This window comes from Chryseobacterium lathyri (genome assembly GCF_003290185.1).
Classification (GTDB): domain Bacteria; phylum Bacteroidota; class Bacteroidia; order Flavobacteriales; family Weeksellaceae; genus Chryseobacterium; species Chryseobacterium lathyri.
Window position 1 is genome coordinate 426,829 of the sequence record NZ_QNFY01000001.1, and the last position, 21,543, is coordinate 448,371.

General features: G+C 37.7%; 22 protein-coding genes. 13 read left to right on the top strand and 9 right to left on the bottom strand.

Annotated elements, in window-relative coordinates; translation table 11 throughout:
- Nucleotides 1–58 precede the first annotated feature (58 nt).
- Nucleotides 59–1,864, top strand: a complete 1,806-nt coding sequence (locus DRF61_RS01975) for a hypothetical protein (protein WP_111953496.1) — start codon at nt 59–61, stop codon at nt 1,862–1,864.
- 226 nt (nt 1,865–2,090) lie between these two features.
- Entirely contained in the window at nt 2,091–3,035 is a 945-nt protein-coding gene (locus DRF61_RS01980; RefSeq protein WP_111953623.1) for an aldo/keto reductase, read from the top strand.
- Nucleotides 3,036–3,137: 102 nt separating this feature from the next.
- Here the strand turns inward: DRF61_RS01980 and DRF61_RS01985 are convergent, their stop codons facing one another.
- Together DRF61_RS01985 and DRF61_RS01990 are read right to left on the bottom strand one after the other, a co-directional pair.
- Nucleotides 3,138–4,985, bottom strand: a complete 1,848-nt coding sequence (locus DRF61_RS01985; protein ID WP_111953498.1) for a chloride channel protein — start codon at nt 4,983–4,985, stop codon at nt 3,138–3,140.
- 233 nt (nt 4,986–5,218) lie between these two features.
- Nucleotides 5,219–6,820: a tetratricopeptide repeat protein gene (locus tag DRF61_RS01990; protein ID WP_111953500.1), complete on the bottom strand. Its 1,602-nt coding sequence runs from the start codon at nt 6,818–6,820 to the stop codon at nt 5,219–5,221.
- A 434-nt stretch (nt 6,821–7,254) separates the two neighbouring features.
- Here DRF61_RS01990 and DRF61_RS01995 point away from each other — a divergent pair, with 434 nt between their 5' ends.
- The 6 genes from DRF61_RS01995 (at nt 7,255) to DRF61_RS02020 (ending at nt 11,945) form a co-directional block, all read left to right on the top strand.
- Nucleotides 7,255–7,659, top strand: coding sequence for a transposase (locus DRF61_RS01995; protein ID WP_228452522.1), 405 nt, complete (start codon nt 7,255–7,257; stop codon nt 7,657–7,659).
- A 7-nt stretch (nt 7,660–7,666) separates the two neighbouring features.
- Nucleotides 7,667–7,987, top strand: a complete 321-nt coding sequence (locus tag DRF61_RS02000) for a helix-turn-helix domain-containing protein (protein ID WP_111953504.1) — start codon at nt 7,667–7,669, stop codon at nt 7,985–7,987.
- 256 nt (nt 7,988–8,243) lie between these two features.
- Nucleotides 8,244–9,071: a hypothetical protein gene (locus tag DRF61_RS02005; protein ID WP_223559439.1), complete on the top strand. Its 828-nt coding sequence runs from the start codon at nt 8,244–8,246 to the stop codon at nt 9,069–9,071.
- A 12-nt stretch (nt 9,072–9,083) separates the two neighbouring features.
- Nucleotides 9,084–9,908: a hypothetical protein gene (locus DRF61_RS02010; RefSeq protein ID WP_111953508.1), complete on the top strand. Its 825-nt coding sequence runs from the start codon at nt 9,084–9,086 to the stop codon at nt 9,906–9,908.
- 10 nt (nt 9,909–9,918) lie between these two features.
- Complete coding sequence (locus DRF61_RS02015; protein WP_111953510.1) at nt 9,919–10,815, top strand: hypothetical protein; 897 nt, start codon at nt 9,919–9,921, stop codon at nt 10,813–10,815.
- Between the two features lie 137 nt (nt 10,816–10,952).
- A complete protein-coding gene (locus DRF61_RS02020; protein WP_174772300.1) occupies nt 10,953–11,945 on the top strand; it encodes an aldo/keto reductase in 993 nt (330 codons plus the stop codon).
- 80 nt (nt 11,946–12,025) lie between these two features.
- Here the strand turns inward: DRF61_RS02020 and DRF61_RS02025 are convergent, their stop codons facing one another.
- From DRF61_RS02025 to DRF61_RS02045, 5 genes are all read right to left on the bottom strand, one after another.
- Nucleotides 12,026–12,829: an SDR family oxidoreductase gene (locus DRF61_RS02025; RefSeq protein WP_111953513.1), complete on the bottom strand. Its 804-nt coding sequence runs from the start codon at nt 12,827–12,829 to the stop codon at nt 12,026–12,028.
- Nucleotides 12,830–12,913: 84 nt separating this feature from the next.
- A complete protein-coding gene (locus tag DRF61_RS02030; protein ID WP_111953515.1) occupies nt 12,914–14,572 on the bottom strand; it encodes an FAD-binding dehydrogenase in 1,659 nt (552 codons plus the stop codon).
- A gap of 173 nt (nt 14,573–14,745) precedes the next feature.
- On the bottom strand, nt 14,746–14,913 hold the full coding sequence (locus tag DRF61_RS02035) for a lmo0937 family membrane protein (protein WP_111953517.1): 168 nt from the start codon (nt 14,911–14,913) through the stop codon (nt 14,746–14,748).
- 162 nt (nt 14,914–15,075) lie between these two features.
- A complete protein-coding gene (locus tag DRF61_RS02040) occupies nt 15,076–15,480 on the bottom strand; it encodes a DoxX family protein (RefSeq protein WP_111953519.1) in 405 nt (134 codons plus the stop codon).
- Nucleotides 15,481–15,491: 11 nt separating this feature from the next.
- The gene (locus tag DRF61_RS02045; RefSeq protein ID WP_111953521.1) at nt 15,492–16,469 is read right to left on the bottom strand and encodes a polysaccharide deacetylase family protein; all 978 of its coding nucleotides are present in this window, start codon (nt 16,467–16,469) and stop codon (nt 15,492–15,494) included.
- Nucleotides 16,470–16,559: 90 nt separating this feature from the next.
- On the opposite strand from DRF61_RS02045, the gene DRF61_RS02050 reads away from it, so the two are divergent.
- From DRF61_RS02050 to DRF61_RS02065, 4 genes are all read left to right on the top strand, one after another.
- A complete protein-coding gene (locus DRF61_RS02050) occupies nt 16,560–17,402 on the top strand; it encodes an AraC family transcriptional regulator (protein ID WP_111953523.1) in 843 nt (280 codons plus the stop codon).
- Nucleotides 17,403–17,446: 44 nt separating this feature from the next.
- Nucleotides 17,447–17,911 carry an NUDIX hydrolase gene (locus DRF61_RS02055; RefSeq protein ID WP_111953525.1) on the top strand — a complete coding sequence of 155 codons (465 nt, stop codon included), beginning with the start codon at nt 17,447–17,449 and terminating at the stop codon, nt 17,909–17,911.
- Nucleotides 17,912–17,963: 52 nt separating this feature from the next.
- Nucleotides 17,964–18,809, top strand: coding sequence for a helix-turn-helix domain-containing protein (locus tag DRF61_RS02060; RefSeq protein ID WP_111953527.1), 846 nt, complete (start codon nt 17,964–17,966; stop codon nt 18,807–18,809).
- A 90-nt stretch (nt 18,810–18,899) separates the two neighbouring features.
- Entirely contained in the window at nt 18,900–19,919 is a 1,020-nt protein-coding gene (locus DRF61_RS02065) for an alpha/beta hydrolase family protein (RefSeq protein WP_111953529.1), read from the top strand.
- 88 nt (nt 19,920–20,007) lie between these two features.
- Here DRF61_RS02065 and DRF61_RS02070 read toward each other — a convergent pair whose 3' ends face one another.
- Both DRF61_RS02070 and DRF61_RS02075 read right to left on the bottom strand, forming a co-directional pair.
- The gene (locus tag DRF61_RS02070; RefSeq protein WP_111953531.1) at nt 20,008–20,499 is read right to left on the bottom strand and encodes a hypothetical protein; all 492 of its coding nucleotides are present in this window, start codon (nt 20,497–20,499) and stop codon (nt 20,008–20,010) included.
- A gap of 148 nt (nt 20,500–20,647) precedes the next feature.
- On the bottom strand, nt 20,648–21,037 hold the full coding sequence (locus DRF61_RS02075; RefSeq protein ID WP_111953533.1) for a Fur family transcriptional regulator: 390 nt from the start codon (nt 21,035–21,037) through the stop codon (nt 20,648–20,650).
- Between the two features lie 86 nt (nt 21,038–21,123).
- Here DRF61_RS02075 and DRF61_RS02080 point away from each other — a divergent pair, with 86 nt between their 5' ends.
- Nucleotides 21,124–21,462: a MerC domain-containing protein gene (locus DRF61_RS02080; protein ID WP_111953535.1), complete on the top strand. Its 339-nt coding sequence runs from the start codon at nt 21,124–21,126 to the stop codon at nt 21,460–21,462.
- The last annotated feature ends 81 nt before the right edge of the window (nt 21,463–21,543 follow it).

The window sequence follows — 21,543 nt, forward strand, 5'->3', positions numbered from 1 at the left end:
GATCCAGCATTCCGGGATTTTAATTCATTTTCAGCGAAAGAATTTTTATCAGAATAAAATGACACATAAACCATTACACAACTTCCATATTCCGGTAATGGGCCTGGCTTATACCATAGACAGTCCAATCCGTGTTGCCCAATATGGAATTTCTTCCGTGATTTCCATTATTGATGATGAGATCCTGGAAAAAATGAAAAACTTTTATAGTAAGAAATTCAGTCTTGATTATTTAGGAATTTCAACAAAAACTGAGGATTACAGGGCTAAAAGAATTACAGCTTACCTGGATATGGTAGATGATATCGTGAATGAAAAATTTGAATCTTTCAAACAGGAAATCACTAGAAATAAGGAAGCATTAAAGAACTTTATAGCCATTCTGCCCAATACTTCAGATCTGAAAAGCAGACTTCAAAATCTTGTGAACCAAAAAGACAGTTTAGGCTCAAATATCAAAAACTTTATTGAAAACAACCTGAAACCGGGAAGTATCGATGTCAATATCATGACAAAAGTTGATAAAGACAACTATAAAAAAGATCAGCAACTTCCTGTGATCTTTAACGATGCCCATGCTTCACTGCGTGGTTTTGCCCAAAGTAAACTATCTTCTTCAATGGTACTTTCCGCAGGAATGAATCCTCGTTTGTACAGCTATATTGAAGAATTTGATGATTTCTTTCCCGATGAGAAGGGTATTTTAAAAAAGAAAATCATTCTGAAAGTAAGCGATTTCCGTTCAGCAATGATTCAGGGGAATTTTTTAGCTAAAAAAGGCCTGTGGATTTCAGAATACAGAGTTGAATCAGGACTGAACTGCGGAGGCCATGCATTTGCTACGGAAGGGATGTTGCTGGGGCCTATCATGGAAGAATTTAAACAGAAAAAGAATGACCTTATCCAGTCTGCTCATGCCTTAATGATCACCGCTTTGGAGCAAAAAGGAAAACATACCGTTTCCGAACCTCTTGAAATGAAAATTACAGTTCAGGGTGGAGTGGGAACCTCGGAAGAACATGAATTTCTGCTTGAAAACTATAATGTAGACAGTGTCGGATGGGGATCACCATTTCTATTGGTTCCTGAAGCTACTTCTGTAGATACGGAAACCAGAAATCTACTTTTAAAATCTGGAGAAAAGGACTTCTATCTGAGTAATATCACACCTTTGGGAGTACCTTTCAATACGGTTAGAGGGACATCTAATGAGCTATTAAAAGAACAAAAGGAATCTGCCGGAAAATACGGAAGCTCTTGCCCGAAAAAACTACTGGCTCTAAGCAAAGAATTTTCACCGCAGGGAACCTGTACTGCCTCTAAGAAGTACCAGGATATTAAATTGAAAGAACTTCAGGCCGATCCTGAGCTTACTGCTGAAGAATTTAGCAAAAGGAAGACTGAGATTACAGATAAAGCCTGTCTCTGTGTAGGATTGGTAAATGCCGCTTATATAGAACAGAATCTTGAAATAAAGGGCGAAAAACAGGGGGTCGTTATATGTCCGGGACCTAATCTGGCTTTTTTTGACAGGGAAGTTTCCCTTTCGGAGATGGTAAAACACATCTACGGGAACGCTAATATCCTTCCGGATAACCAGCGCCCGAATATGTTCATCAATGAACTGAAAATGTATGTTGATTATCTTAAAAAAGAAATCAGTAATTCTTCAGCACAGATCACAAATTCCCAAACCAAAAAGTGGAATACATTCAAAAAGAATGTTCTGGAAGGCATTGAATATTATCATCACATGTTTCATACATCCACTTTCTTTAAAAGCGGATTGAATACCATAGAACTGCAGCTGCAGGAACATAAATTGATACTTACAGCTATTGAGATTCCTCAGGCTGAAAAGTAACAGTATTTTTTTAAATTGATAGATAAACAGCTTTCATTGTGAAGGCTGTTTTTTTATGTTCATTCTAATAAAATAATCAGTTATCTTCTCCTCTTAAATGTAAAAAAGTGAGGCAAAATAAGCTTTTCTATTTATAATAACTATAAGCCATATGCTTATTTTGAATCTGAAATCCTCCATGATAATCCTTACCTTAGTACATGAAATTTTAATTCAATCTGTTTTTATGGAAAAAAGAAAAATAAAAAATACAGACCTGTCAGTAGCCCCAGTTAATTTTGGAGGAAATGTTTTTGGATGGACGCTGGACGAGAAGCAGTCCTTTGATATATTGGATCAGTTTACGGATGCCGGGTTCAATTTTATTGATACAGCAGATACCTATTCCTGGTGGGTCAACGGAAAAGGAGGCCAGTCTGAGGAAATCATAGGAAAATGGATGAAAAGTCGTTCCAACCGTCAGGATATAGTTCTGGCTACCAAAGTGGGATCTGAGACCAAAGAACACAGTTTTGACATCAGCAAAAAACATATTTTGAAATCTGTGGATGAATCCCTTCAAAGGCTTCAGACCGATCATATTGATCTTTATTATACTCATTTTGATGATCATACCACTCCCGTAGAAGAAACGCTTTCTGCCTACGACGAGATCATAAAAGCCGGGAAAGTACGCTATATTGCTGCTTCCAATCTTTCCCCGGAGCGCCTGAAGGCATCATTTGAGGCTTCAGAAAAAAATAACCTTCCCAAATATGTAGCCCTACAGCCTCATTACAATTTAATGGAAAGAGAAGGTTTTGAAAAAAATTATGCTCCGCTGGTAGAAGAATTTGGATTGAGTGTATTTCCATACTGGTCATTAGCTGCCGGTTTTCTTACCGGGAAATACCGCAATGAAGCAGATTTAGGCAAAAGCCAGAGAGGAGAAGGTGTAAGAAAATACCTGAACCCAAAAGGTCTTGAAGTATTAAAAGCCCTGGACCACGTAAGCGAAAAGCATAAAACAACACAGGGAACAGTCGCCCTGGCATGGCTTCTGGCCAATCCTTTAATCACTGCACCTATTGTAAGTGCGACAAGTGCCTCCCAGCTTGATACTTTATTCAGCGCCCCAAAACTTATTCTAGACCAGGAAGATATTGAATTGCTTAATCAGGCAAGTCATTAATTAATTTCATCTGAAATTAAAAATATCCGTTCGGTTTGCTGAACGGATATTTTTTATGTTTTTAAATGATGAAGTTTGATTCTGAACTTTATGTTTAAAAAATTAATCAGAATATTCTTTCAAAAGCTGTCTGTAACTCATCAAGATAGATGATTTTGAAATAAACCCTATAAAATCATTGTTTTCACTGGTTACCGGAAGGTTCCATACGCCGGTATCATCAAAAATCTGAAGAATTTCCAACGGTTTATTGTCCCGGTGAATGACTGCAGGCGGAGCTTTCATAATTTGCGCAACTGTCATGGAGCTGTCAGCTTCTTTATTAAAAAGATAGGGACGGATATCATCCAAAGTAAGGATGCCTTTCAGTTTTCCTGCCTCATCTGTTGCCGCAAAAATATTTTTAGTTCCATTTTTCACCTGCTCAAACAATATTGTAATGGAAGCATTTTCATGGATTGTTTCTGAATATTTGTCTATAAAATCTTCGGTTCTCAAAGCAAAAAGCAGGTTTTTATCATGCTTATTAGTAAATATTTTCCCCTGATCAGCCAAAGATTCCAGTTCCGGGGAGATTGGGGAGAACCATTTTGCAATAAGATAAGAGATAATGGATACAATCATCAGTGGAATAAAAAGATCATATCCAAAACTGGATTCAGCGATCAGAAATATAGCCGTAAGGGGAGCATAGAGTACACCGCTCATTGCTCCTGCCATTCCTACCAGAACAAGATTCGTTACCGGAACATCCGTAAACCCGATATGCTGGCAGACTACTGCAAATAAATAACCCACCGTTCCTCCGGCAAAAAGAGACGGGGCAAAATTACCACCGTTACCACCGCTAAATATTGTAAAAGACGTAGCAAAAGCTTTTAACAGACATACCAGAACCAGAAATATGATGATGGTCCAGTCTCCGATCTCAAAATACCGGAAAAAGCTGTTTCTGATAATAGAATGAGTACTTCCGTTGGTAAAAGCCTTCACTGTCTCATATCCTTCTCCGAACAATGGCGGAAAAAGAACACATAACAATGACAGCACCAAACCTCCGAACATAGCCTTACGCATCCTTGAAAGCTTAAGCCCTTTGATGAAATGTTCTACTTTTTGAGAAATCACGACAAAATAACGGGCATACAGTCCCGTCACAATTCCCAGTATAAGATAGTATGGAACATTTTTATAGTTAAAGGGTTCTCTGGTATAAAACCTGAAAAGCACATCTTCCTGAAGCAGAATCCTTGATAAAAGGCTTCCGCAGACAGCAGCCACTACCAAAGGAATGAAATCTGTAAAAACCACACCTGTCAAAAGAATTTCAAAAGCAAACATGATCCCCGCAATCGGAGCATTGAAAGCTGAAGCAATACCTGCGGTGGCTCCTGCAGCCAACAGGAGAGTCCTTTCCTTATAGCTGAGCCGATAGGTCTGTGCATAATTGGAACCGATGGCGGCCCCTGTAACTGCAATAGGACTTTCTAATCCCGCAGAACCTCCCAGACCAACTGTCACGGCACTCTGAATGATCTGTGAATACATTTTTACAGAAGCTACAATACTTGAGTTCTGAGCTATTTCATACAAAATTGCACCGATTCCTTTTCTGTCCTGGCCTTTAAACAGAGTAAGAACAATAGCTGTAGTAAGAACGATTCCCAAAAAAGGAAAAACAATATAGAATAAGATCTGATATTCAAAATGTACCTTATGCGTAATAAAATTATGGATGGTATGTACAAGCGTTTTCAGGACCACTCCGGCAAGACCAGCAGTACAACCCACGAGTATTCCGGAAAGTACCAGAAACTGGTTCCTGCTGAGCCTGTTATTAAGCCAGTGAAGAATCAGTTCATAGCTTCTGGCTTTTTCCAGTCCGTATTCCTGGAAGTCTCTTTTAAATTTTAGAAAGCTTAAATACTTTTTTTTATTGTGAATTTTCACTTGGAAACCAATTTTAAAACCGTAATGGTTTCGTAAATTTATGAAATATCTTTATAAATGTCTGGTCATGGATTACTAAAAAAGCATTAAAGATCATCGCAGCATAATGAAATTCAATAGGTTATATCATTATAAATATTTCTCATAATTTTAATTCCATCCTGCAATTGAAAGATCCATCCGGAAATCTCAGGTATTTTTAATCATATTGATTTAAAAGCACTGTAAAAATTTTAAGAAACCGATTCCAGATTGTCTTTTTTCAGATTATTAATGAAATAGGAGGGACTTACTCCGGTTTCTTTCTTGAAAATTACTGCAAAAACTTCTCTCGACGAAAATCCACAGGCTTCGGCCAGATAGCTGATCTTATATTCCCGGTAAATGTGATTTTCATACAGCTTATTGGTAATATAGTTGATCCTGAGACCATTGATGTAGTTATTATAGCTGTTTCCTTTATACTGTTTGATGATTTCCGATAGGTATCTGGTATTGGTATTCAGGTCATTGGCCAGGGAAGTAAGGCTCAGATCTTTTTTAATGAATTTTTGTGATTTTTCAAATTTTTCCAGCTTGGTCAGGATCATTTTTAGTGTTTCGTCTGTGATATTAATGCTTTTCTCAGAAGAAATTTCCAGCTGTACATTTTGTGCCGGAGGATCATTGGCCTTTTTAAGGTTATTAATGACTGTCTCATAACTTTCATGAAGTTTTCTCTGGTTTCTTTTCCAGAAAAATAGACCACCCGCCACAAGAAGTATAATAAAAGTAAAGACAATCATCAGCATTTTCTGAATATTCCCGGTATGAACTTCTCCCTGCTGATCCATCATCTTTTTTACGGGAGTATTGATAGTTTTCTTTTCTTCGTTAACGAGACTGTCATTCAGTTTCGTGTAGAGATTCATATACTTTTTTGAAGCTTCCTTTTCTCCAAGCTCTACATAAGATTTGAAGTTAACTTCATAAATATCTCTGCGGATATAGGGTATACTCATTACTTTTTCCAGCTGTTCGGCCTTTTCTGCGTAGTGTACAGCCTGGTCATATTTTTTTTGGTCATAATACAGCCATGCATATTCATTCAGAATAGTAACTTCCAGGTTTTTAGATACTCCATAATGTTCATTTTGAGCTATCTTTAATGCTTTGTCAAAATAACCCTCCGCATCATGGATCCGTTTGGACGCGACGCTTGTCATACCCAAGTTCATATAAGACAGCGCAAGAAGGTGGTATTTTTTTGATATAAAATCCTTGCTTTCTCCAATATGAACTGCACTCTCCAGGCATTTTTTCTGATAATGTATCACAGAATCCAATGGGGCATTCATATGGGCCAAATATGAGCTTATACCTGTATATATCAAAGATTTCAAATAATTCTTTTTGTCTTCAGACTCTATTTTTTCAGATATTTTTAATGCATTTCTAAAATCTCTGATACTTTCATTGTTAAAGCCTAATTCTGTGTAAGATGAAGCTCTTAACCTGTAAATATTGGCCAGTTTTGCATCATCGTTCGCATCTATAGCGAGCTTTTCACCTTCTGTACTCAGATCGATTACTTTTTTATGATTTCCTGCGTCATAATATCTGGCCATAAGGATAGAAGTGCTTTCCAGAAGCCCTTTTTTATAGCCTGTCTTTTTAGAGGCACGGTAAATCTCATTCGAAAGTTCTATTGATTTTGCAGGATTGCTCTTAGACAGTTCTTCAGCCCGGATAATTTTAGAATCAATTTGTGAATTTGTGAGAAATCCGGAATCGAGCTGAGCATGAAAAAGCCCGAAAATAAAACAGGACAGAAATAAAACGGTATTTTTCATCATGTGTTTTTTGAAACAGCAAATTAAGTACAATATTAATGATTATCTTACAATAATAGTGTTAGTTTTTCAGAATTTACATTGTTAATTAATTTTTTCAACCAACTGATTTTAAATAATCTAAATTTAAATAACGGCTTCAAATCCTAACTGTTTATCTTCATATAAACAGCTCTAAAATACCCTGCCTTTTTTCGGAAATCATTTCGTATTAAGCTTTTTCATAACCAGCCAAAGTTCTATTATTGTACTTCTTATTTAAAACACACATATGAAAAGCAATAATTTTGTAAGGTTTCTCATTTCCTTCAATTATAAATTTATCATATTACTTTTCCTTATATCTCTATTCCAACCGCTGGAGCTTATCCTGTAATTTATATAAACATAAACAATTTAGAAAATATATGGATCTAAAAAACCTGCACATTGGATCAATGATAAAAGAAAAGGTGGCCCAAAGCGATATAGAAATGTCTCGCATATGTAAATTCCTGAACTGCCAGGAAGAAGATATCCTGAAAATGTATAATTCTTCTGCTTTTGACACGGAAGTCCTTCTGCGCTGGTCCAAACTCCTCCAATATGATTTCTTCAGACTTTATTCTCAACACCTGATTTTGTATTCTCCACAGTCTTCTATGAATTATATTCAAAAGAAAAAAACAGATCATCTACTCCCGGCTTTTCGTAAGAGCCTTTACACCAAAGAGATTGTAGAATTTGTCCTGCACAAGATCAGAAAAGGGGAAATGACAAAATCCAGTGTAATTTCTGAGTATAAAATCCCCAAAAGCACACTCTACAAATGGCTTCATAAATATGATATGATAAATAAATAAAGGCATAATGAAAAATATTCCGGATTACAAAAGAATCTATACAGACCTTATCAATGAAAAATATCCTGATAAAAAGGAAGCATGTAGAACCATACTCTCTAAAAAGACTTTGTCCATATTGGATGTTATCGCTTGCAGCAACATTCTTACGGATAAGGAAGATAAAAATACCCTTATTTTTAATCAGAAACATCGTTTTTATGATAAACAATCGATTCTTGAAATACTAAATTACCAGGAAAAGTATGGATACAATAACGCACAACTGGCCCGGCATTTTAAATTAAGCAGAAATACGATTGCTAATTGGAAAAAGAAACTTATTTAGCAGAATACGGTATGTAAAGTGTATTTTAAAAAATAATCACTTATATATCAAACATTTACAATCTAAAATCAATGTGTTTATTTCAGTAAATATTACACCATACATTTTATATTCTGAAAGAATTTGCCAATTTTTGTATTAAGCCTAATTCATTAACTAAGAAAACCTAAATTTGCATGTTGGTATCAAATTTGTTAATAAGCAGTTTTATATCAGAAGTTCCACTAAATCCTGACATCTTAAAAACACAATTCAAATGAAAAAAAAATTGCTATCCCTAGCTTTTATTGCATCATCTCTCTTGAATGCACAGATAGGAATTAGTACCAGTAATCCATTGGGAATTTTGCATGTTGACGGTGCAAAAGACAATACAGCATCAGCCACTCCCGCACAAATCAGTAATGACCTTATTATTACTAATACCGGTTTTATAGGAGCAGGCGTTTCAAATCCAATAGTAAAACTTGATATGCGTTCAGCAGGACTTCAGAATGCTGTTGGACTGGGCTCAACAACTATGACAGCGAGCGCAGCGGGAGCAGGGGCCGTGCGATATGAACCTACTCAGGCAAAATTTCAAGTATCTGACGGGAATGTATGGGAAGCAGCAATTATCCTGCCCACTAAAGCTGTGGTGGTTGCCAGATTGACAAGTCCGTTCTCGGTTCCTTACAATACTGATGTAAATATTACAGGATGGGACGAGATAAGAGATCTTTCCAACAGTTTTGATCCTGTTACAGGGATTTTTACGGCTCCAAGAACCGGAGTTTATACATTTTTGATGACGTATAATTTTGTTTCCGGATCAATAGTCAACTCTTCTGAAGTCACCAGCCAGTTTTACAGCCCAACTACTGCAGCTATCCTTGCGCGTTCTTACAAGACCTTTGCCCGCAGCAATGAAGATGCCCAGGTAGGAGGTTCCGCCACCATTACAGTAAGCCTGACTGCCAACCAGACTGTGCGGCCACAGCTTAATCAAAACATCACAGGATCCGGGCCAAGAGCTTTAAGAGCAAATGCAGACTGGACCCACCCGGATGCAGGTTTTAACAATATGACCATTATTGAAAATTAAAAAATACACAAAATGAAAATTAAAAATTTATATCAATTACTGGTTTTTTTTCTGTCATTCTCTATACAGGCACAGACAGGTTTCTTCACCAAAGATCCAATGCAGACTTTTCATTTAGACGGTGCAAAAGATAACAGCAGTGTACCGCCTTCTGCACCTCAGATATTAAATGATGTAGTAGTAACCTCCAATGGTAACCTGGGGGTGGGACTGTTAAATCCCAAAACAAAAGTAGATGTCCGCTCTGCCGATCAAAAAGGGATTATAGGATTGGGAACAAGCTCACAGACTGCCGCAGCAGCAGGTGGTGGTGCCATCCGTTACAGCACCGGAAATATTATCCAGTATTCTGACGGCGTATCGTGGCATAATCTTCCAATGACCTTACCGCCTAAAGCAGTGGTGCTGGCTAATAAAAGCAGTGCGCTTACCCTCACAAATAATACCACCACTCTTGTAAACGGATGGACCGTAGTTACAGATTCACAGTCTAATTTCAATGGTACTACTTTTACTGCACCCAGAAACGGATTTTACATCGTTTCGTTCAATATTACCTTAGCTGATGGGAATATTGCCCAAAACTCAAGAATTGAAACTATTATTGAAAGTAATACAGCCACTAATAATATCCAGACATACAGAAGTGTAAACTCATACCCGGCATGGGACGTTAATACAGTGAATAATATTGTAGGAGGTAACTGTACGGCTATTTTCAATTTAGTAGCAGGTGATACCATCCAGTTTAAAGTATTTCACAATTTCGGAAGCAATAAAAGTATAAATACAGCCAATACCGGTACCAATAACAGTATCAGCGTTTACGAACTATAAACAAACAAAGATGAAATTAAATAAAAAAAATATATTATTTCTGGGGTTGGGACTTCTCCCAAACTTATTTTTAGCTCAGATAGGTATTGGTATTAATAATCCGAATCCTGCCAATTCTATTGAAATTAACACAACTGAAAAAGTCATTATTGATAAAACAGGAAAAATAGGGGTTGGGGTAGCTACTCCAAAAATGGCTATTGACCTAAGAAATGGAGCCAACGGTTCTATGGCTATAGGAATGACCAATCAAACCGCCGCCGAGGCCGGGGCAGGAGCTATGCGTTACAATCCAAGTCCAGCCATCGGGGTCCAGGGTTATATAGAATATTCTGACGGAACGGTATGGGTTCCTATTCTGCCATACGGAAAGCCAAGAATTGTGGTGATGGCCGAGAAAACCAATAATAATTCCACTGTTTTTGAAACCGGTTTGTGGCCTATAGGAAACTATACAGACGGAATCCCCGGAAGATCTTCTGCTTATCTTACTTCATGGGCAGAAAAACTGGATTCGGACTCCGGGCAGCCAAGAACTAATTTTGATCCTGCTACAGGGGAATTTATTGCTCCGAGATCGGGTGTATATTATGCTACTTTTACTTTTGCTCTAGCACCCAACCAGGTAAATACCAGTTCTGGACAAAACCAGACGGAAGCGATTTGGGAAGTAAGAAACTCTTCCAATACGGTTATACAGAGGATAAAAACCAATAACGGTTATCCTCAGGACACAGGAGTTGCTCCGAATGCTGTGATCGTGGGATCTGCCTGTACTGCGAGCCTGTATCTGAATGCAGGAGATAAGCTAAGACCTTTTGTATGGATCAATGTATCGTGGGACCCGGACAAACGTCCTCTTCTTAATACAGGAGGCTATAATGTTTTAACAATTGTTGAGCAGTAATTTCATTTTCTGCCTAAACAATAACTATATCAGAAAAGCGAAAAATCACCTCTCGTTCGGGGTGATTTTATATATCCTTTAGTTTTCTCTGCACGATGTTTGCATTTTATTTATCACCAACACTTAAATACAATCATATGAAAACAGAAGTTTTAACAGAAAAGCACAGGTTAGGAATAGGCGGGGTGGCGATAGGAACGGCCTTCGAAAATATAAGTGATGAAGAGTCTTATAAAATACTTCAGACCGCCTGGGATCTGGGAATCCGCTATTATGATACATCTCCCTGGTATGGCCTTACAAAAAGTGAAAGAAGATTCGGACACTTTCTGAAAGATAAAGACAGGAGCGATTTTATATTTTCAACTAAAGTAGGGAGACTGTTTCATGAAGTCCCTGAATCAGAAGTTCCACCTACGATGTGGAAAAAACCGCTGAATTATGATTTTAAACATGATTATACAGCAGACGGAGTCAAAAGATCTATAGAAAACAGCCTGCAGAGAACAGGACTGGATTATATTGATATTATTTACGTTCATGACCTGTCTGAAGATCAGGTAGGGGACCGGTATCCTTATTTTCTGGAACAGGCAAAGAAAGGAGCGTTTAAAGTTCTTTCCGAGCTGCGGGACCAGGGAGTGATCAAGGCATGGGGAATGGGCGTCAACAAAATTGAACCTATTTTAGACTGTATTGATTCTGCTGATCCTGATATTTGTCTTTCTGCAACACAATATTCGATCCTTGAACATGAAGATGCCGTCGACAGGCTGCTTCCGGCAGTTAAAAAAGCCGGTGTAAAACTGGTCTCGGGTGCTGGGTATAATTCCGGATATATTGCAAGAAGAGAAAGGTACAATTATAAGGATGTCATTCCAAAAGGAATGGCCGAAAAACGTGCCGCAATAACTGCTATTGCTCAAAAATACAATACAGATATTGTACATGCTGCGCTTCATTTTGTTTTGGCTTCAGATGAATTTGCTTCTATTATTCCCGGAGCCGGCAGGCCGGAACAGGTTAAAGATAATGTGGAAGGTTTTAAGGCCACTATTCCGTCTGAATTCTGGAACGAATTGAAGTCTAACGGACTGATCTATGAAAAGGCGCAGGTTCCTAAATCTTAAAAAGCAATTTAAATAATAGCTTATTCTTATTCAATCAGATATACAATAAACCTCTCATTATGGGAGGTTTTTGTATTTGTCTATACCACTTTTGCCTTACGGACAATCTTAGCCAACAGAGAGGGGAAAAATCTTTTGAGATAGGTTCCCATTACTTCCCGACCGCCAATAGATGCCTGATTTTTCTTTTTTTCAATAGCCGCAAGCATTTTTCCTGCAAACACATCTGCGGGCATTCCTTTATTTGTGGCATCATCCATTGTTCCCTGCAGAGAGCCGTTACCCGTTAATGCATTTATAGAAATATTGGTCTGTACAAAGCCGGGACAGATGATGGTCACTGTAATTTTTTTCGTATATAATTCAGCACGCAGCGAATCAAAAAAACCGTGAAGTGCATGTTTTGCTGCCGCATAGCTGCTTCGCATCGGAGCTCCGAAAATCCCCATAAGACTGGAAACAACAGCAATATGTCCGCCGCCGTTCCTGATCATATAGGGAAGCACAGATTTTGTAAGGGCTACGGTTCCTATATAATCAATATCCATTAAACGTTTATCAACTTCTATGTCAGTTTCTATAGCCAGAGAACGCTGAGACAGTCCTGCATTATTGATCAAAATATCAATCTTTCCGAATTTTTCTACAGCTTCTTCCACAACATCCGGCATTTTTTTATAGTCTTCAAGGTCCAAAGGCAGTACAAAAAAACGATTTGCTTCAAGTCCGGCCTTTTGAGCCACAGCATTTAACTGATCTTTATTTCTTGATGAAAGGATAATTTTCGCATTGCTTTTCACTGCCAGCTCTTTTACCAGAGCTTCTCCGATTCCTGACGAAGCTCCTGTTACCCAAACCACTTTATGATCAAAATAAGTATTCACTTTTGTTTTTTTTATTTTAATATTTTACTCTCTTATTCTTACAATTCACCATTCAGGTTCAAAGAAGAATTCACGATCTGACCTTTAAAGTCCGGCAATATATTTTCCGGCTTTCATGCCTGAAAAAATACACCCTCCAAGAAATGTTCCTTCCAATGCACGGTAGCCATGCATTCCGCCTCCGCCAAACCCCGCAGCTTCTCCTGCTGCATAAAGCCCGTCGATCACCGTATCATCATCTCTTAAAACCTGTCCGTCAAGATTCGTTTTAATACCTCCCAGGGTTTTCCGGGTAAGAATATTGAGACGGACAGCGATCAGAGGACCATTCTTAGGATCTAATATTTTATGCGGAGCGGCAACTCGGCCGAGTCTGTCACCTAAATAATTTCTTGTATTCCTGATATAATTGACCTGTGTATCTTTTGAATATTTATTGTCCAGCTCCCTGTCTCTGGCTTCGATCTGTGCTTTTATCTTCTCATAATCCAAAAGGGAAGTGCCGGACAGTTCATTCATCTTTTCCACCAGGGTTTTCAGATCATCCGAAACAATAAAGTCTTTTCCATGTTCTTTAAAAGCCTCCACAGGTCCCGGAGCTTTTTTTCCAAAAATTCTTCTCAGAAAAAGAGCATAATCTTTATTGGTAATATCTGGGTTCTGCTCTGATCCGGAAAGAGCAAATTCTTTTTTAATGATTTTCTGGGTCAGGATAAACCAGGAGTAAGAAAACCCTGTTTCCTGTATATGTTTCAGGGTTCCAAGCGTATCAAATCCTGGCAGAAAAGGAGCGGGAAAACGGTTTCCCCTGGCATCAAACCATAAAGAAGACGGTCCCGGCAGTATTCTGATGCCATGTTTCGGCCATATCGGGTTCCAGTTCTGTATTCCTTCTGTATAATGCCACATTCTGTCCGGGTTAATGATGTGTGCACCGGACTTTTCTGCAACACCAATCATTTTTCCGTCCACATACGCAGGCACACCACAAACCATATTTTCGGGAGCTTTTCCCAGTCTTTCCGGCCAGTTCTTCCGCACAAGTTCATGGTTGGCTCCTATGCCTCCTGATGCAATGATCACATGAGAGGTATGGTATTCAAACTGGGAAATTACGTTTCTGTTGGTGGCAACACCTCTTTCTTTATGATCATTTTCAAGGATATCACCTTTCACGCCTTTCGTTTTACCATTTTCTATGATCAATTCCGTGACTCTATGTCTGAATTTCATCTGTAAAAGACCTTTTCCTTCTGCTTCATACGCTTTATCTACAAAAGGCTTCACAACTCCTGTCCCGGTTCCCCAACTGACATGGAAGCGCGGTACGGAATTTCCGTGGCCGGTTGCTGATCCGTCTCCACGTTCGGCCCAGCCTACCATGAACATAAACCTGACCCCCAGCTTAGAAACATAAGCATATTTTTCATAGGCTGCGAATTTCAAATAGGCTTCTGCCCATTTTCTGGGCCAGTAATCTTCCGGACGATCAAATCCAGCTGTTCCTTTCCAGTCCTGCAGAGCCAGTTCATAAGAATCTTTTATTCCCATTTTCCGCTGCTGTGGTGAATTGATAAAAAACAAACCACCGAACGACCAAAATGCCTGTCCGCCAATATTCTGTTCAGTTTCCTGATCCAGGAGAAGTACTTTTTTTCCGGCATCGGTAATTTCCATAGCAGCAGTGAGTCCTGCTAACCCTGTTCCCACAATGATAACATCAGGCTGGAATTTTTCCTCCATTGTATTGAATTACTTTTGTTTATACTTTCATTATATCCTATAATAAATATATAAAATATTCAGACGTATACCTGAAGATTTATTATCAGATATTTTCGGCAGTATCAAAAAAACAGGTCAGAAATGATTTCTGACCTGTTTTAATCTGTTATTCAAAAAAGCTTTAATTATTATCAAAGTGGCCTTTTGCCGGAAATGATATTATAAAGAATTACAATAATAGCAATTACCAAAAGAACATGCACTAAGTAACCAGTACTTATTCCCGGTACGATATTTAACATTCCCAGAAGCCAGATAACGATACAAATGACGGCTACTAACCATAATAAATTTCTCATGACTCAAATTTTTTAATGTTATTGTTTTTATTAAATACATATTCCATGCCTTTATGAAGAAAACCAGCAATAATATCTAAAATGTGGTATCTATACCGTATTTACAACTGAAACAAATTAAGATATATTATAATAGTCGAAAATTATTAAAATCTGAGGTATCTATTTTGTATGAAATGATTTCTTTTGACCCAGGGCATAGCAGTTATCTTCTATTCTGCTGATCAGAATATAAAAGAAAAGAGCATAGATCATTTGTATTCCCATGGCTTCCCAGTTTTCAACGGTACTGCTTCCAAAAAGAAGCATAATGATAAGCCCGGCTCCGACAAAGTTTGCCCAACGGGTCTTACAGCCAAGAATAAGCAAAGCACCAATAATAAATTCCAGAAAGGGCAGAGTAGTACTGAACAGGTATACGGATGGCTGTGGAATCCAGCTTTTTTCAAACCCTTTGGTCATTCCCTCAGCAAAAACGGAAAGTTTGGGGATTCTGGCAAGACCATGTCCCAGAAGATTCACTCCCATAGATATACGTAAAAGGAAATAGGCTATATTTTTATTCATAATATTTATTTTTAGTTATTAAATTTTTCTTCACTGTTATCTACAGGCGTTGCGGGATCATTCACTATCATTTTTGCAATATCATCCTTACGCATAAAAACAACGCCCTGTTTTTCTTTGGTATATCTGATAAATTCTTCCATAGCATGAACCATTGCTGGAGTTCCGCCAATCCTGTCATGGAAGCTGATGCTCATCATTCTTCTCTTAGAAGCTCCTTCTTCATACAGGCGGTCAAACTCGAACTTCAGTTGGGTCAGAAACTGATCCGGGCTCCAGTGTTTACCTTCAATATTCACAATATCATTATTTCTGAGTGTATAAGGCATCACAACAAAGTTTTTACCGTTTACTTGGGTAATGAAAGGCTCATCGTGGCTAAGATCATCTATATGATAAAGGAAACCAAGCTCCTGCAGGATTTTTAAAGTATTAGGGCTTCTTCTGAGCCAGTTACAGTTGTAGCCCACTGCTTTTTGTCCTGTAATTCTTTCCACTGCATCTACGCCATCTTTTACAAACTGCGTTTCATCTGTATAGTTTTTGTTCCACTGGCTGTCCCAGGCAAAACCGTGTGCAGCTATTTCATGACCTCCGTTGGCAATAGCTCTGGCAATTTCAGGATATTTTTCAGCAGCAGTACCTACAACATGAGAGGTCACTTTTATATCATATTTTTTCCACAGATCCAGCATACGGTAAATTCCTTCGTTGGCTCCATACCGATACCAGCTTTCTGCTGCGAGATCCGGATGGCCTTTGGGAAGGGGAGTTCCGCTGAAAGGGCTTTCTGCACCTTCAGGCTGTCCTCCTGTTTCAAACTGCATAGATACTGAGATAACCAGCTGAGCACCATTGGGCCAGTATTTTTTAGAGGATGTTCCGGTTTCTGCGGACTGTTTAGCTGTGCTTTTCATATTTCTGTCAAAACAGGAAATTAAAAATATTGCAGATGTGATCAGGAAGACTGATTGTTTTAAATGTTTCATTTTAAAGAGTTTTTGTTCTACAAAATTGAAGAATAAACGGTTGACTTATATTGTAAAAATTTATGCTAAATTTGTAAAAATCCATTCAACATGAAGCGTATTGTCAATTTCAGTTCTTTTAATGTTTTCAGTATTGAAAAGGAGGTCTGGGACATTGAATACCATAATCATAATTTCTACGAGCTGATTGTTATCGAAAGCGGAACAGGAACACACTACCTGAATGGGATTACATTTACCTATAAAAAAGGAGATGCTTTTCTGCTCAGACCAAGCGATGCACACGAATTTTCTATAAAAAACAAAACCAGGTTCATTTATATAAAATTTACAGAACATCATATCTGGGAAAGTCTGCAGACTGATAAAAAAGCTGAGCTTCATAAAGTAGTCCGCCTGATGCTGGAAGACAGCACATTCGTATATGAGTCGGCGATTACGAATACAACAGACAGGAAACACTTGCTACAACTTGCCAAAATCCTTCTTTATGAATTCGGCAACAAAAGTATGTACAGCAAAGAAACAGCGGCAGATATTTTCTCGGCAATAATCACCATTCTGATCAGAAATACGATGAACAGCGGTGGTATGGAGCGAATATCAAAAGGGTTCAATCAGGCGGAAAGAATTCTCTATTATATCAATGTTAATGCAATGGATGCAAACAAAATGAAGCTTGAAAATCTGGCAAAGGAATTCATGCTTTCCCGAAATTATATCAGCATTTACATTAAAAAGCAGACCGGATTCTCCATACAACAGCACGTGATGCATCAGAAAATAAAGGCCGCTGAAAAGCTTCTGAAGCAGAGTAATTATAACATCAATGAAATTGCGGACCGGCTTGGATTTAATGATGCCAGCCATTTTAATAAGATTTTCCGGGGATATAAAAATATGTCACCATCAGCATTCAGAAAAAATAACTAACCGCCTGATTGATTATTACTTTAAAAAAGTCTTATCTTAAAGCTATGAAAACAAGTGCCGGCATTTTATTATATAAAAGACAGAAAAATAAGCTGTATTATTTTCTGGTTCATCCAGGCGGACCTTTTTGGAAAAATAAAGATTTAGGCGCATGGTCTGTCCCAAAAGGGGAAGTGCAGCCAGATGAGGATCCACTGGAAAGGGCTTTACTTGAGTTTAAGGAGGAGACAGGCCAAACAGTACAGGGAAAATTTACCGCTTTATCACCTGTTAAACAGAAAGGCGGCAAAACTGTTTATGCATGGGCATTGGAGAGTGATATTGAAACAACAGGACTTCACAGCAATACATTACAGATGGAATGGCCACCAAGATCTTCTAAAATGATCGAAATTCCTGAGGTAGACCAATGGGAATGGTTTGAATCAGAAAAAGCTCAGAAAAAAATCAATCCGACGCAGGCCGCTTTCATCACAGAACTGGAAGAATTATTGGATAAACATAAATAAAATTAACTTCAACCAAAATAACACAAAATGTGAGAAAACACCTAAAATTACTATGAATAAGCATTTCCCTCAAAAGATACAAGGCATTAAATCATTTAATCAGTATGTTAAAGCTGAAATGCCAAAGCATGATTGGATAGATATTGGCTTCTATCCTGATAGTTTCATTTTGACCAGCCCTCCTGTTTGTCCTAATTTCTATCGTATTTCAATTAAGTTTGAATTGGAGGATGAAGATGGCAGAAGTCTTATGTTTTTTTCAAGTCCCAATCAACCTATAGAATGGGATGTGAAAAAACCTTTTAAAGGATATTATATTCAAATTACCGAAGATATTATTGCCAACTATCAGCATTTAGAATATTCGTTTCTCACTTATGGACTGCATGAACCGCTTTATTTAGAAAAAGAAGAGGAAATGATCATAACCCAGATATTTAAGGACGCTTTGCGAGAATATGAGAGTGCTGATTTTTCGATGAATTTATTGCTGGCTTATTGCAATCTGATGTTTGCCCATGTTTCAAAATTTTATGAGCGACAGTTTGGTGAAAGAAAAGAAAAATATAATAGGTTGGTTAATGACTTCTTCGAACTCTTAAACACTTATTACAACAACAATAACCAAAATGTTACCCAACCGACCGTAACCTATTTTGCTAAAAAACTAAATATCACTCCTAACTATCTGAGTGACCTGATAAGGTTTCACACAGGTAAACCGGTTTTGGAGCATATTCATCTGCAAATAATTGATACCTCAAAAAGTCTTTTAAAAAGCAATAAGCATACGGTTTCAGAGATTGCCTATAAATTAGGATTTGAGTACCCCAATTACTTCTCGCGCCTGTTTAAGAAAGTGACAGGAAAGTCGCCTTCAAATTTTCAAAATCAGTAATTTGTATCCAAACTGCCTTTATTTGTTTTCTTAGCTCTCGGGGTTTTTCAATGAAATTTGTACCATTAACACATTTAAAACTTTAATACAATGTCATTTGAAAAAACCTTAGATTATCAGGTAGATCATACTCTTGCAGGACGTTTGGGTAAAGAGATCTATGAAAAAGCAATTGAACAACAAAAAATTATATCCGAGCAAGATTATGACACCATTAAATTTTTGGGAGAAAGGGCTATTCGGCCACCGTTCCGAACACCAGTCCACAAAACACCTGCCGATCATGGAATGCATGTTTGGGAAGATATCTATTTTCCTTCCAGTGATGGCATTCCTCTCGAAGGTTGGTATATTCCTTCCGTAAAAGGCGAATCCGACAAGCTTATTATTATAAATCATCCGCTGCCGATGAGTCGTTCCGGATTTACCGGGCATTTTGGCGAGCCGTTTTCAAGTGTGGACGATTTGGAAATTGATTTTGTTATTGAAATGAAACATTTGTCCGATGCAGGATATAATATTTTGGCATATGACTTGCGAAATCATGGCAACAGTGGAACAGCAAACAACAATATATGCGGAATCGGACGTTACGAATGGCGCGATGTGGTTGGTGCGCAAAATTATGTAAACAACCATCCTGAATTAAGTAAGATGAAAGTTGCCTTGTACAATCGTTGTACAGGTGGAAATGCAGCCTATGAAGCAATGTACAAACACCCTGAACTGTTTGAAAATATTGTTTGCTTTTTCGGACCGATGACTTTGTGTATGACGGCAATGATGAAAAAATTTGCAGGATATGCAGGTGTTGGTCAGTATATAGAGCTAATGGCTTTTGAACAATTGAAATTAGGAGGCTTTACTCATTACGAAATGGATCCAAAACCATTTGCACCCGCTGTAAAAATGCCATATTTTATGGCAGAAGTTTTAGATGATGCCTGGACAGACAATCCAAATGATGCACAGGCCATATTTGATCTAATAGGTTCAGCTGAAAAAGAATTGTTTTGGATTGAAGGCACAAATCGAAGATTTGATGCTTACAATTATTTCGGACAATACCCGGAAAAGATGATCGCTTTTTTTGATAAGTATATGAAATAAAAATAGGAGATCGCAAAGGTCTCCTTTTTCATAATATCTATAAATCTATCTAAAATTCGCTTCCTTAATTTAAATCTTAGGCTGAGTTCTACTTCTTAATACCTATAGATTTTAAAGCATTTGCCGTAAGATAAATATCATCGAAAACAGTCAATGCTTCAATGTCTGCAAAAGCTGTTGACAGCAGATCATTTTTATTAAAAGAGATTTCAATAGTCTCATCATAGGAAGCTACAATTCTTACGACAGAATATCCGTTGTAAGCAATGGTAAAGCCTTCGAACAGACAGTTCTTTTCTGCGGTCTGATATCCGGCGTATTCCTCAAATCCGGCAGTATCAGTTCGTTTTACGGTATTGTGATCCAGTGATTTCCAGGAGGTATAGTTTTTCGGTTCTTTCAATACATTTCCGTTTAGATCTACAGGAACAAACATTCCAAGCGTAAGAGGCCGTCTTAGAAAATTAGCATAGTTTTTCATCAGACGCAATGTCTGAAGATCGGCATATCCTTCGTTAGAGTAGTACTCAATAACAAAATCTGTCATCGGAATCAGCTTGTGGGAAGCTTCAGTCGGCATAATTGGTGTTTTCTTTTATGAAAATAAAAATAGTACTTTTATTTACTTTACCAAACATTAATCTGTTCCAGATACAGGAAAAACTGATGCTGGGATTTTATAAACGTCCAGAAAGCAAACAAACGATCAAGCGGTGGTGCACAAAATTCTATGCTTTAGAACATTTCGGACATATTCCGCTTACTATAAAATTATATTCCTGTGCTATAAAGTCTGGTGGAAGGCTGATATCAGGAATCACATTTTCAATACAAGTCACCGAATGACATTCCTTGCAATTGAAATGAATATGATTGTGAAAATGCTTTTCTGCACTGCATTTCCCACTGCATTTCGCGAAATTCACAACACCGTCAACGTTAACAATCTTATGAATAAGGCCTTCATTTTCAAGTCTTTCAAGCACTCTGTAAATCGTCACTCTATTGCATAGATCGCCCAACTTTTTCTGAATATCCGGTTGTGAAAGAGCTATGTCAGAATGATTAATGACATTTAAAATTTCAGTTTTAGCCTGTGTATTTCTGATTTGCTTCATTTTTAATGCAACAAAGTTGCGTTATTTGGGATTTTATCTATACTTTTGCAACAAAGTTACAATAAGAAATTTAAATCCCCATCTTTATGAAATCAAAAATTCTTGATGCAGTAGGAATTTCTGCAGCGGTCCTGTGCCTTATCCATTGTGTTGTTTTCCCTCTGTTAATGATCATTCCGTTGGGAATATCCCATAATCCTTATATTGATCTTGCCTTCCTTATCATTGGCGCTGTTGTAGTCTATAGAGTGACTAAAAATATAGCCAGCAGCTGGCTTAAATTACTTTTTTGGAGTTCTATTATCCTTATCTCAATTTCTGTTTTGGCAGATTTAATCTTTGAAATCCATATTCCTTTGATTTACGTAGGAGCAGCAGGATTAATTACAGGCCATATCATCAATTTTAGAAATCACAAGCACTAAGATTCTGATTACTTAAAATTCCGAAGCGGGATGATTCAGAATATTAATGATGAAAATTCATAATTAATTAACGCAACTTAG